This is a genomic window from Ramlibacter tataouinensis (assembly GCF_027941915.1).
Lineage (GTDB): Bacteria > Pseudomonadota > Gammaproteobacteria > Burkholderiales > Burkholderiaceae_C > Ramlibacter > Ramlibacter tataouinensis_C.
Genome location: NZ_CP116009.1, coordinates 291,589 through 304,115 on the forward strand (window position 1 = coordinate 291,589; position 12,527 = coordinate 304,115).

At 71.3% G+C, this 12,527-nt stretch carries 11 protein-coding genes; 6 read left to right on the forward strand and 5 right to left on the reverse strand.

Annotation, left to right across the window (positions count from 1 at the left end):
• Positions 1–22 precede the first annotated feature (22 nt).
• Positions 23–1,456: an aldehyde dehydrogenase family protein gene (locus PE066_RS01265; RefSeq protein ID WP_271234755.1), complete on the forward strand. Its 1,434-nt coding sequence runs from the start codon at positions 23–25 to the stop codon at positions 1,454–1,456.
• 98 nt (positions 1,457–1,554) lie between these two features.
• Here PE066_RS01265 and PE066_RS01270 read toward each other — a convergent pair whose 3' ends face one another.
• From PE066_RS01270 to PE066_RS01280, 3 genes are read right to left on the reverse strand one after another with little or no spacing between them, the layout of a single operon-like run.
• Positions 1,555–2,145: a hypothetical protein gene (locus PE066_RS01270; RefSeq protein WP_271234756.1), complete on the reverse strand. Its 591-nt coding sequence runs from the start codon at positions 2,143–2,145 to the stop codon at positions 1,555–1,557.
• Positions 2,142–3,335 (reverse strand): M48 family metallopeptidase, encoded by a 1,194-nt coding sequence (locus PE066_RS01275; protein ID WP_271234757.1) that lies wholly within the window; start codon positions 3,333–3,335, stop codon positions 2,142–2,144. The genes PE066_RS01270 and PE066_RS01275 overlap by 4 nt, the downstream gene beginning before the upstream one ends.
• Positions 3,332–4,078 (reverse strand): hypothetical protein, encoded by a 747-nt coding sequence (locus PE066_RS01280; RefSeq protein WP_271234758.1) that lies wholly within the window; start codon positions 4,076–4,078, stop codon positions 3,332–3,334. The genes PE066_RS01275 and PE066_RS01280 overlap by 4 nt, the downstream gene beginning before the upstream one ends.
• 107 nt (positions 4,079–4,185) lie before the next feature.
• Here PE066_RS01280 and PE066_RS01285 point away from each other — a divergent pair, with 107 nt between their 5' ends.
• The 5 genes from PE066_RS01285 to PE066_RS01305 are packed head-to-tail and all read left to right on the forward strand — an operon-like array spanning position 4,186 to position 9,057.
• Complete coding sequence (locus tag PE066_RS01285; RefSeq protein WP_271234759.1) at positions 4,186–4,965, forward strand: SDR family oxidoreductase; 780 nt, start codon at positions 4,186–4,188, stop codon at positions 4,963–4,965.
• 28 nt (positions 4,966–4,993) lie between these two features.
• A complete protein-coding gene (gene moaA / locus PE066_RS01290) occupies positions 4,994–6,109 on the forward strand; it encodes a GTP 3',8-cyclase MoaA (protein ID WP_271234760.1) in 1,116 nt (371 codons plus the stop codon).
• Positions 6,109–6,717 carry a molybdenum cofactor guanylyltransferase MobA gene (gene mobA, locus PE066_RS01295; RefSeq protein ID WP_440480561.1) on the forward strand — a complete coding sequence of 203 codons (609 nt, stop codon included), beginning with the start codon at positions 6,109–6,111 and terminating at the stop codon, positions 6,715–6,717. The genes moaA and mobA overlap by 1 nt, the downstream gene beginning before the upstream one ends.
• Positions 6,714–7,982, forward strand: coding sequence for a molybdopterin molybdotransferase MoeA (moeA, locus tag PE066_RS01300; protein WP_271234761.1), 1,269 nt, complete (start codon positions 6,714–6,716; stop codon positions 7,980–7,982). Before mobA ends, moeA begins: the two co-directional genes overlap by 4 nt.
• 58 nt (positions 7,983–8,040) lie before the next feature.
• Positions 8,041–9,057: a hypothetical protein gene (locus PE066_RS01305; RefSeq protein ID WP_271234762.1), complete on the forward strand. Its 1,017-nt coding sequence runs from the start codon at positions 8,041–8,043 to the stop codon at positions 9,055–9,057.
• Positions 9,058–9,090: 33 nt separating this feature from the next.
• Here PE066_RS01305 and PE066_RS01310 read toward each other — a convergent pair whose 3' ends face one another.
• Together PE066_RS01310 and PE066_RS01315 are read right to left on the reverse strand one after the other, a co-directional pair.
• Complete coding sequence (locus PE066_RS01310) at positions 9,091–9,240, reverse strand: hypothetical protein (protein ID WP_271234763.1); 150 nt, start codon at positions 9,238–9,240, stop codon at positions 9,091–9,093.
• Positions 9,241–9,383: 143 nt separating this feature from the next.
• Positions 9,384–12,515 carry an efflux RND transporter permease subunit gene (locus tag PE066_RS01315; RefSeq protein WP_271234764.1) on the reverse strand — a complete coding sequence of 1,044 codons (3,132 nt, stop codon included), beginning with the start codon at positions 12,513–12,515 and terminating at the stop codon, positions 9,384–9,386.
• Positions 12,516–12,527 lie beyond the last annotated feature (12 nt).

Genomic DNA, 12,527 nt, shown 5'->3' on the forward strand with positions numbered 1-12,527 from the left:
GTCGCTGGCGCAAAATGGCGCCATGCAACTCCACTACATCGCCAACGAGGGCGTGCGCTCCTCCTCCGGCCGGACGCTGCCGGTCATCGACCCGTCGGACGGGCAGGTCTTCGACGAGCTGCAGCGCGGCACGGCCGAAGACATCGACCAGGCCGTGCAGGCCGCGCGCCGTTGCTACGACAAAGTCTGGAGCAAGCTGAGCGCGGCCGAGCGCGGCCGCCTGCTGATGCGCCTGTCGAACAAGGTGGCCGAGCACGCCGATGAACTGGCCGCGCTGGAGCAGCGCGACTGCGGCAAGCCGACCAAGCAGGCGCGCGCCGACGCGCTGGCGCTGGTGCGCTACTTCGAGTTCTACGCCGGCGCCTGCGACAAGCTGCATGGCGAGACCCTGCCGTACCTGGACGGCTACAGCGTGCTCACCTGGCGCGAGCCGCACGGCGTCACCGGCCACGTGATTCCCTGGAACTACCCGATGCAGATCTTCGGGCGCAGCGTCGGCGGCGCCCTGGCGGCCGGCAACGTCTGCGTGGTCAAGCCGTCGGAGGACGCCTGCCTGTCGCTGATCCGCGTGGCCCAGCTCGCGGCCGAGTGCGGCTTTCCCGCCGGCGCCATCAACATCGTCACCGGCTTCGGCCACGAGGTGGGCGACGCGCTGGCGCGGCACCCGGGCATCGACCACATCAGCTTCACCGGCAGCCCTCACGTGGGCACGCTGATCCAGCAGGTCGCGGCCGAGCGGCACTGCCCGGTGACGCTGGAGCTGGGCGGCAAGAGCCCGCAGATCATCTTTGACGACGCCGACCTGGAAGCCGCGCTGCCGATGGTGATCAACGCCATCGTGCAGAACGCCGGCCAGACCTGCTCGGCCGGCTCGCGCCTGCTGGTGCACCGCCCGCTGTACGAATCGCTGCTGGACCGCCTGGGCAACGCGTTCGCCAACCTGCGGGTGGGCCCGGCGGCCATGGACCTGGACGTGGGGCCGCTCATCCGCTCCAGCCAGCTGCAGCGCGTCTGGGATTTCCTCTCGGACGCCCAGCACGCCGGCATTCCGATGGTGGCCCAGGGCCAGATCGTCGACGAGGCGCCCGACACCGGGTACTACCAGGCGCCCACCCTGCTGCGCGACGTGCCGGTGACCCACCGGCTGGCGCAGGAGGAAGTGTTCGGGCCGGTGCTGGCCGCGATGTCGTTCCAGGACGAGGATGAGGCGGTGGAGCTGGCCAACGCGACGCAATTCGGCCTGGTGGCCGGCATCTGGACGCGCGACGGCGGCCGCCAGCTGCGCATGGCCAAGCGCGTCAAGAGCGGCCAGGTTTTCATCAACAACTACGGCGCCGGCGGCGGCGTCGAGCTGCCCTTCGGCGGCGTCAAGTCCTCCGGCTACGGCCGCGAGAAGGGCTTCGAGGCGCTGTACGGCTTCACCACGCTCAAGACCGTGGCGATCAAGCACGGGTGAGGCGGCCCCCTCCTCCGGCGAAAGCCGGAGGAGCCACGCAACGCTCCAGCCCCTTGTCGTTCGTGGATTCCCGCTGCCGCGGGACCGACGGGAAGACGCTAGCCGCGGATCTGCGCGCTGCGCGCCACCGCTTCGGCCTTGGGCAGCAGGCGCGGGTAGAAGGCCAGGCGCGGCGCCACGAAGCTGGCGGCGAACAGCTCGTCCTTGCGCACGCTCACCCAGCCGACCCCGCTCATCTGCAGGTCGTTGCGCTTGCGCACCACGGTGAACTCGAAGCGCACGCCGCGCTCGCCGGCGAACTGCGCCGGCTCCACCCGGGTCACGCTGACCAGCGAGCCATCGGCCGAGTACACGGACTCGAACAGGCTCACCAGCTGGTCGGGCGCCATGCCGGCCGCATAGGTGGGCACGCGCGGCGCCTTCTGGCCCGCCGGCACGTTGCCTGGCGGCAGCGTCATGAGCGGCTGGCCGGGGCGGATGCCGGCCCACAGGCGCAGCTCGTCCAGGCTGAGGCCCTCCTGGGTCCAGCGCTCGTAGGGCTGCGAGTCGCCCGGGACGCTGACCTTGTTCCAGGCTTCCGCCAGCTGGATGGCCATGCGCTGGTTGACGAGCTGCTCGCCTTCCACCTTGGCGATGTTGGCGCAGGCCGCGACCAGCACGGCCAGCAGCAAGGGCAGGAGTTTCTTCATGGCTTCACTTCGTTGAGGTACTGGCGGATGAGGGCAGCGTCAGGCGCGTCAGGCGCCTGCGCCAGGTAGTGTTCGAAGGCGGTCGCGGCACCCGCCGGATCGGCGCGGCGGCGCAGCACCAGGCCGAGCGACCGGAACGCTTCCGCCGGTGCCCGCTCGGCCGCGGTGGCGGCGCGCAGGTCCTGCGTCGCCCGCTCGAGGTCGCCTTCGCCGTCGCGCTGGCGATGCACCTCGCCCCGCGCGAACAGCGCCTGCGGGTCGCCCGGCCGGATCGCCAGCATGCGGCCGAGCAGCACCAGGCTTTCCTCGAACTGGCCGCGGCGGATCTCTTCCTGCAGCCAGGCCAGGCGGTGCGGCGCGACGACCTGCTCGAACTCGTCGCTGCCGGTGCGTCCTTCGCCGCTGCCGGCCAGCCGCAGCAGCGCGTCGCGCCGGTCAGCGGCGGGCGGGTGCGTGGCCAGCATCACGCTGCGGCGCCCGACGTCCTCGCCGCCGGTCACCTTCAGCTCGCCGAGCAGGTTGTCCCAGACCCGGGCGGCCTCGCGCCCGTCATAGCCCGCCCGCTGCATGAGCTGCATGCCGATCGCGTCGGCGCGGCGCTCCTGGTCCCGACTGAAGGCGAACGCGCTGGCGATGACCGCCATCCCGGCCACCGCGCCGGCCAGCCCGAACACGCCCAGCATCTGGCCGGCGGCCGCGCGGTCCTTGGCGTCGCGCAGGCGCTCGAGCGTGTGGCGCTCCAGGTAGTGGCCGATCTCGTGCCCCAGCACGGCGGCCAGCTGCGCCTCGTTCTCCACCCGCAGCAGCAGGCCGGTCCAGACCTGCATCATCCCGTTGGGCGCCATGCTGGCGTTGAACACCGGCGTGCGCACCACGTGCACCCGCACGTCGCGGCAATGCTCGCCGCCCAGCCGGCACACGAGCTGCTCGAGATAGCCGGACAGCGCCTTGTCGCGCAGCACGAACGGACTGCGGCGCAGGCGCGTTTCCTCGCGGTCCATGAGCGCCCACAGGCCGCCTTCGTCGGTGTCCAGCGCCGGTCGTGCCAGCCGCCCGGCCGGCAGCTTCAGGTCGGCCGGCGCCTGGGCCAGCGCGGCCAGGCCGGCACCGCCCAGGCCGAGCGCGGCGCAATGCCGGCAGGCCGATCGCAGGAAGCCGCGCCGGCCGCGCACCGGGTCGCTGCCGCTCATGGGGCCGGCGGGAAGCCCTTGAGCAGGGCCTCGACCGTTTCGCGGGCCGGTTCGGCCTCGCGCAGGTCGCCGGAGACGCGCTGCAGGTGGTTGAACCAGACCACCCGCCCGTCCTTCAGGTCGACCAGCGAGGCATAGGCCACCTGCGAGCCGCCGGTCAGGCCCACGCCCAGCAACGCCATCGCCACCATGGCGGCCTTGCGCTCGGAGCTGGCGTAGCTGTCGCGGACCCAGAAGAACAGCGCGTAGTCGGCACCGGTCTTCTCGCGCAGCGGCAACACCGCGTCGCCCATGGACCAGTCGAGCTTGCCGTCCTTGGTCGGCAGCTTGAGGAAGCCCGGCGCGTGGTGCAGGAACACGGCGTCGGCGACCGCGCCATGCAGCGCGTTGACCTGCGCCAGGTCGTCCATGTCGTCCTCGCGCAGCGCCGCGGCCTGGGTGCCGAGCAGCTTGGCCTGGCCGACCAGGGCGGCCCTGAAGTGCCTTTGCGCGGCCTCCGTCCAGTCGGCGCGCGGCTCCTGCACCCCGCCGGCGCTGATCGAGAACAGCTCCATGTCGGCCGGCACCACGACCAGCCGGGAGTCGGCCGCCCGCTGCGTGAACCCCGGTGCGCGCTGCCGCTCCGATTGTTGCGCCGCCCCTTGCGCCGGCGCCTGCCCCGGCGCCTGTGCCTGTGCACCGCCGCCAGCCAGCGCCAGCGCCAGCAACACCCCGCGCATGCGGGCTCCCATCCCGTGCACCATGCCTGCCTCCTCGTGTAATGCACGGAATTCTAGAAGCCCGCCGCCGCGCCACCGCGGCCGGCGTTCCGGCACGGGCTGGGCAACAATAGCGGTCCACAGGAGAACGCATGCGAGTCAAGGACAAATCGATCATCGTCACCGGCGCCGGCCAGGGGATCGGCGAAGGCATCGCCAGGCGGCTGGCCGAGGAAGGCGCCCAGGTGATCGTCAACGACATCAACACGGCACTGGGCGAGAAGGTGACGGCCGCCATCCAGGCCGCGGGCGGGCGCGCCTCCTTCTTCGCCGCCGACGTCACCCGGTCGGCCGACATGAAGGCGCTGGTGCAGGCCGCGCTCGACCGCCACGGCAAGCTGGACGCGATGGTCAACAATGCCGGCTGGACCCACCGCAACCGCCCCGCGCTGGAGGTGAGCGAGGAGGAGTTCGACCGCGTCTATGCGATCAACATGAAGAGCATCTACCTGTCGACGATCCACGCGGTGCCGGCGTTCCGCGCCAACAAGGGCGGCAGCTTCATCAACATCGCATCGACGGCCGGGATCCGGCCGCGCCCGGGCCTGGCCTGGTACAACGGCTCCAAGGGCGCCGTCATCACCACCAGCAAGTCGCTGGCCGCCGAGTTCGGCCCGGACAACATCCGCGTCAACTGCATCAACCCGGTGTTCAATCCCGACACCGGCCTGTCGGCCGAGTTCGCCGGCGGCCCGGTGGACGAAGCCCGGCGCGCGAAGTTCCTGGCAACCATCCCGCTCGGCCGCTTCTCCACGGCGCTCGACGTGGCCAACGCGGCGCTCTACCTGGCCAGCGACGAGGCCGCCTTCATCTCGGGCGTCTGCATCGAGGTGGACGGCGGCCGCTGCGTTCTGATCCCCCGCAAGCGGTAGGGCTGCAGGCTGCGGCAGAATCGAAACCGTGTCCGAACGCGTCATCCCCCTGGTCGACCAGCGCACCGCCGTCGTTGCGGCGCAGGTGCCGGCCGCGCCGATCGTGCCCGGCGGCCAGCTGCGGGACCGCCTGGCCCGGCCGCTGCGCGACCTGCGCATCAGCGTCACGGACCGCTGCAACTTCCGCTGCAGCTACTGCATGCCCAAGGAGGTGTTCGGCAAGGACTACCCCTACCTGCCGCATGCCGCCCTGCTGAGCTTCGAGGAGATCACCCGGCTGGCCCGGCTGTTCGTGGCGCACGGGGTGCGCAAGATCCGGCTGACCGGCGGCGAGCCGCTGCTGCGCAAGAACATCGAGGTGCTGGTCGAACAGCTCGCGCAACTGCGCACGCCGGACGGCGCGCCGGTGGAACTGGCGCTGACCACCAACGGCTCGGTGCTGGCGCGCAAGGCGGCCGCCTTGCGGGCAGCGGGCCTGCGGCGGGTCACGGTCAGCCTCGACGGCCTGGACGATGCGGTGTTCCGCCGCATGAACGACGTCGATTTCCCGGTGGCGCAGGTGCTGGAAGGCATCGCCGCGGCGCTCGCCGCGGGGCTGGACCCGATCAAGGTCAACATGGTGGTGCAGCGGGGCACCAACGAGCAGGAGATCCTGCCGATGGCGCGCCATTTCCGCGGCAGCGGCATCGTGCTGCGCTTCATCGAGTACATGGACGTGGGCGCCACGAATGGCTGGCGGATGGACCAGGTCGTCCCGTCGGCCGAGGTCATCGAGCGGCTGCAGCAGCATTTCCCGCTGCGCGCGCTCGATCCCACCGCCCCGGGCGAAACCGCCGAGCGCTGGGCCTACGAAGACGGCGCCGGCGAGGTCGGCGTGATCAGCAGCGTTACCCAGGCCTTCTGCGGCAGCTGCAACCGGGCCCGCCTGTCCACCGAGGGCCGGCTGTACCTGTGCCTGTTTGCCGAGCAGGGCCATGACCTGCGGGCGCTGCTGCGCGGCGGCGCCAGCGACGCCGACATCGCCTCGGCCATCGGCCTGATCTGGCAAGGCCGCAGCGACCGCTACTCCCAGCTGCGCGGCCAGCAGGCGCCCGACGCTTCGGGTGGCGGACGCCGGGTCGAGATGAGCTACATCGGCGGCTGATGGACCCGCAGGACGTCACCGGCATCGTGCTGGCGGGCGGCCGCGGTTCGCGCATGGGCGGCGCCGACAAGGGCCTGCAGAACTTCAACGGCATGCCGCTGGCTCTGCACGCGCTGCTGCGGCTGCAGCCGCAGGTCGGCGACACCCTGGTCAACGCCAACCGCAACCTGGCCGCCTACGAATCCTTCGGCGTCCCGGTCTGGCCCGATGCGCTGGCCGACTATCCCGGACCACTGGCCGGCTTCCTGACCGGGCTGGAGCAATGCAGCACGCCCTGGCTGGTGACGGTGCCGTGCGACACGCCCCTGTTCCCGCCGGACCTAGTCCGGCGGCTGGGCGAGGCGGCCGAACGCGAGGACGCCGAGATCGCGATGGCCAGCGCCCCCGAAGCCGACGGCCAGCAGCGCACCCAGCCGGTGTTCTGCCTGCTGCGCCACGGGCTGCTCGAGAGCCTCGTGCGCTTCACCCAGGACGGCGGGCGCAAGATCGACAAGTGGACGGCGCAGCACCGCACCGTGGTCGTGCCGTTCGGGCCGCCGGCCGACGACCCGCGCGCCTTCTTCAACGCCAACACGCTGGCCGAGCTGCGCGAGCTGGAGCGCCGGTGAAGACGCTGGACCAGATCGCGGCCGAACTGCAGGGCTACGATCCCCAGGCCCTGCCGGCTGCCGCCGTCAACGAGTTCCTCGCGCGGCTGGTGGCGCCGGTCGAACAGACCGAGGAGGTCGGCATCGCCGATGCGCTCGGCCGCGTGCTGGCCCGCGACGTGGTCTCGCCGATCAGCGTGCCCCCGCACGACAACTCGGCGATGGACGGCTACGCCTTCGACGGCGCGCAGCTCGCGTCCGGCGCCGCACTCACGCTGCGCGTGGTCGGCACCGCCTTCGCCGGCAAGGCCTGGCAAGGAACGGTCGGCCCCGGCGAGTGCGTGAAGATCATGACCGGCGCCATCATGCCGGCGGGGCTGGACACGGTGGTGCCGCAGGAGTTCACCCGTGCCGCCGGCGAGCAGGCCATCGAGATCCCGGCGGGCGCGCTGCAGCGCGGCGACAACCGGCGCTTTGCCGGCGAAGACCTGATGGCCGGCCGCCCGGCCCTGCGCCAGGGCGAATGCCTTGGGCCCGCGGCCTGCGGCCTGCTGGCCAGCCTGGGCCTACCCCGCGCGACCGTGTTCCGCCGCCTTCGGGTGGCGTACTTCTCCACCGGCGACGAGATCCTGAGCCTGGGCGAGCCGCCGCGCGAAGGCGCGGTGTACGACAGCAACCGCTACACGGTGCGCGGCCTGCTGGCGCGGCTCGGGTGCGACCTCATCGACCTGGGCGTGGTGCGCGACCAGCCGGCGCTGCTGGAGCAGGCGTTCCGCTCGGCGGCGGCGCAGGCCGACGCCATCATCACCAGCGGCGGCGTCAGCGTCGGCGAGGCGGACTTCACCAAGGCGATGATGAAGCAGCTCGGCGACGTCGCCTTCTGGCGCATTGCCATGCGCCCCGGCCGCCCGATGGCGGTGGGGCGCATCGGCTCCTCGGTGCTGTTCGGCCTGCCCGGCAACCCGGTGGCGGTGATGGTCACCTTCCTGGCCTTCGTGCGGCCTGCCCTGCTGCAGATGATGGGCTGCCGCGAGATGGCGCCGCCGCCGCTGCTGCGTGCGCGCAGCCAGGAAGCGATCCGCAAGAAGCCCGGCCGCACCGAGTACCAGCGCGGCATCGTCTCGACCGCGCCCGACGGCTCGCTGCAGGTGCGCACCACCGGCAACCAGGGCTCGGGCGTGCTCAGCTCCATGGTGCAGGCCAACGGCCTGATCGTCCTGCGGCACGACCAGGGCAACGTCGCGGTCGGCGACGAAATCGACGTGATGATGTTCGAGGGCCCCTGAGCCACGGTTGAGCTTTCCCGCACAATCGCGCCACCAAGGCGAACGAAAGGCGGGGGACATGCAAGGCAGGCAGGAGAGCGCAGGCGGGGTCAAGGCCCTCCGGCACGCGGCGGCGATGGCGCTGCTGCTGGCGGCGGCGGCAGCCCACGGCAAGGATGAACCCGCTCCTTCGGACCCGGCGCAAGCCGCCGTGACCGACGCCATGCGGCAGCACTGGGGCGCCCTGGCCGACCTGGCCGGCAAGTCCTACGTCGTCGAGTCCTCGCCCGGCGTGCCCGTGTGGCGCGACGTGCGCTGGATCGTCCCGGGCGAGAGCCTGCGCTACGCCAACGGCTGGTGCCGGCGCAGCCAGTGCGACAACACCGAGTTCGTGGTGCGCTTCAACGCGGCCTCGAAGCAGCTGGAGTACACCCACGGCGGCGCGATCGCGGCCACCGGCACGGTGAACCCCGACGGATCGGTGACCGCGCGCATGGCCGGCCTGTTCGGCAACAGTGAAACCATCGACATCGACCGCGCGTCGGGCAGCCTGAAGTCGGGCGGCTACCTGCTGCAGCCCATCACCCGGGAGCGGCTGGTCGAGCTCAGCCGGGGCCTGGCGGGCAAGGAGGTCGTGGCCACGCCCGCCCGCAACGTTGCCGCCACGCCGTCGGCAGGCACTGCTGCGGCTCCCGCCAGCGGAGCGAGGCCGCCGGTTGCTGCTGCACCCGGCGACCCGAACGCGCTGCGCTTCATCGTGGGCATGCCGATGGGCGCGGTGCAGGGCGCGCCCTACTGCCAGTCCGGCATCGTGAGCGCCCAGCCGCCGCGCCGCTGGCGGCTGAACCGCGAGGGCGGCACCGGCTACACCTACAGCACCGAGGCGCGCGGCGCGGCGCGCCTGATCGTGGAAGCCCACTACCAGGCCTTCATCGAACGCTGTCGGGCTGCGCTCGGCGCCGCCGCGGCACGGATGGGTGAGCCCGGCCTGCCCTCGCTGCTGTGGTGGAACGCGAACGAGGATGCCGAGCCGCCCGGCAACCTGCTGGCCGGATCACGGCCGGGCACGTTCGTGGTCGAGCTGACCGGGCGCTGACCGGGCGCGGCACCCAGCCGCCTCCGCTGCACTTCAGGCGAACATCCGCCGGGCCTCGTCCGCCAGTTCCTGGCGCTTCATGACGAGCCGGGGCAGGTCCGGGTGCAGGGGGTCGATCTCGCGCAGCGCCCAGCCATAGAACGCCTGCGCGAACGTCAGGTGGATAAAGCGGAGGATCTTCATGGCGCCCATCGTGCGCGGATACAGCAGAGCCATCCCGTCGGCGCCCTGCGAAACGCCGCGTCGGCGGCGCGCCGCACGCGCTGTCGGACAGCGGCGACGCAACCGTCGCCAGCTGCCTTCGGGGCGCCGCGGCTGCGGATCGGCTACTTGGCGATGAGGTCGCCGCGGCCGGGCGCCGGCTCGGCGTCCCGGGCCGGTGCCTTGTTGGCCCCCGGCACCCGGCTGCGCGCGAACACGGTGTACATGGTCGGCACCACGAACACCGTCAGCAGCGTGCCCAGCGACATGCCGCCCACGATCACCCAGCCGATCTGGACGCGGCTCTCGGCGCCGGCGCCGGTGGACAGCGCCAGCGGCAGCGCGCCCAGCACCATGGCGCCGGTGGTCATCAGGATCGGGCGCAGCCGCAGCGAGGCGGCCTCGACCACCGCCTCGACGATGTCGCGGCCCTGCTGGCGCAGCTGGTTGGTGAACTCCACGATCAGGATGCCGTGCTTGGTGATCAGGCCGACCAGCGTGATCAGCCCGATCTGCGAATAGACGTTGAGCGAGCCGCCGCTCCACTTGAGCGCCAGCAGCGCTCCGATCATCGACAGCGGCACCGACAGCATGATCACCAGCGGGTCGACGAAGCTCTCGAACTGGGCCGCCAGCACCAGGAAGATGAACAGCAGCGCCAGCACGAACACGATGCCCAGCGCGCCCTGCGAGTTGCGGAACTCGCGCGAAGTGCCGTTCAGGTCGGTGGTGTAGCCGGGCTTGAGCACCTTGGCGGCGGTCTGCTCCATGAACTGCAGCGCCTGGCCCAGCGAATAGTCGGGCGAGAGGTTGGCCGTGATGGTGGCCGAGCGGCGCTGGCCGAAGTGGTTCAGCTCGCGCGGGCTGACGCTCTCGCTGACCTTCACCAGCGCCGACAGCGGGATCATGGTGTCGCTGCGGCCGCGCACGTAGATGCTGTCGATGTCCTCCGGCGTCGAGCGGCCGCTGGGCCGGTTCTGGATGATCACGTCGTACTGCTCGGCGTCGCGCTTGTAGCGCGTCACCTGCCGCCCGCCCAGCGTGGTCTCCAGCGCGCGCGCCACCACGTCCACGCTCACGCCCATGTCGGCCGCCTTCTCGCGGTCGACCTGGATGCGCAGCTCCGGCTTGTTCAGCCGCAGGTCCATGTCCACGCCCTGGATGCCGGGGTTCCTGGCGATCTCGTCGAGCATCTGCCGCGCGACGCGCGCGAGGTTCTCGTAGCTGTCGGAGGTCTGGATCACGAAGTTGAGCGGCCGGTCGCGAAAGCCCTGCCCCAGCGACGGCGGCGTCAGGATGAAGGCGTTGATGCCGGCCAGGCTGCCCACCTTGGGCTGCAGCTCACGGGCGATTTCCAGCGTGGTGCGGTCGCGCTTTTCCCAATCGATGGCGCGGTACACCACGCTGCCCTGCGACACCGTGGGGTTGCCCAGGCTGGCGAAGATGCGGTCGAACTCCGGGTAGTCCTGGCCCAGCTTCTCCAGCACCCGGGCGTAGCGGTCGGTGTAGTCCAGGGTGGAGCCGTCCGGCGCATTGATGGTGGCCAGGATGGTGCCGCGGTCCTCCAGCGGCGACAGCTCGGACTTCATGGTCGGCCAGACCGCGGCGATCGCCAGCGCGCTGGCCAGCATCACGCCCACCACCAGCCAGCGGGCCTGCAGCAGCTTGCCGGCGGCACCGGCGGCGCGGGTGGTCAGGACCCAGCGCAGCAGCCTCGCATAGCGGTCGCACAGCGCCGTCAGGCCGCGCTCCATGCCGCGGTCGAACCAGTTGGGCTTGGGGTTGTGGCGCAGCAGCTTGGAGCACATCATCGGCGTCAGCGTCAGCGCCACGAAGCCCGACACCAGCACGGCGCCGGCCAGGGCCAGCGCGAACTCGATGAACAGCCGCCCGGTGCGCCCGGGCGTGAACGCCAGCGGCGCGTACACCGCCACCAGCGTCAGCGTCATGGTGATGATCGCGAAGCCGATCTCGCGCGCGCCCTTGATGGCGGCCGAGAACGGGTCCAGCCCTTCCTCGATGTGCCGGAAGATGTTCTCCAGCATCACGATGGCGTCGTCGACCACCAGGCCGATGGCCAGCACCAGTGCCAGCAGCGTCAGCGTGTTGATGGTGAAGCCGGCCAGCGCCATCATCCCGAAGGTGCCGATCAGGCTGACCGGGATGGTCACGATCGGGATGATCGAGGCCCGCACGGTGCGCAGGAAGACGAAGATCACCAGCGCCACCAGCAGCACCGCCTCGGCGATCGTGGTGTACACGTTCTTGACCGAGCGGTCGATGAACAGCGAGTTGTCGTTCGCCACCTCGATGTTGATGCCCGGCGGCAGGTCCTGCTGCAGCCGCGGGATCATCTCGCGCACGCCCTGCGACAGGGTCAGCGGGTTGGCGGTGGCCTGGCGGATCACGCCGGTGCCGATGGCCGGGCGGCCGTTCAGGCGCATGCCGCTGCGCTCGTCGGCCGGCGCCTCCTCGACCCGCGCCACGTCGCGGATCTTCACCGGGAAGCCGTTGACGGTGCGCACGACGATCTCGCCGAACTGGGCCGGCTTGACCAGGTCGGTCTGCGAGGTGACGCTGAACTCGCGCTGCTGCGACTCGATGCGCCCGGCCGGCACCTCCAGGTTGCTGCGCCGGACCGCATCCTCGATGTCCTGGGTGGTCAGGCGGTAGCCGGCCAGCTTGTCCGGATCGAGCCAGACCCTCATCGCGTACTTGCGCTCGCCGAAGATGCGCACGTCGGCCACGCCGGTGACGGTCTGCAGGCGCGGCTTGATGATGCGGTTGACCAGGTCGTTGATCTGCAGCGGCGTGTAGGTGTCGCTGGTGAAGGCCAGCCACATGACCGGGAAGGCATCGGCCTCGACCTTGGCGATCACCGGCTCGTCGATCGCCTGCGGCAGCTTGTTGCGCACGCGCGAGGTGCGGTCGCGCACCTCGGCGGCGGCGGCGTCGGCGTCCTTCTCCAGCCGGAAGCGCACCGAGATCTGGCTCTGCTCGGGCCGGCTGATCGAGGTGATGACATCGACCGCGTCGATGCCGGCGATCGAATCCTCCAGCGGCTTGGTGACCTGCGACTCGATCACCTCGGCCGAGGCGCCGGCGTAGCGCACGCTGACGGTCACCACCGGCTCGTCGATCTTGGGGTACTCGCGCACGGCGAGCCGGTTAAAACTGACCGCGCCGATCAGCACCACCAGCAGCGACAGCACGGTGGCGAACACCGGACGGCGGATCGCGATCTCGGGCAGTTGCATGGCGAACTCCTG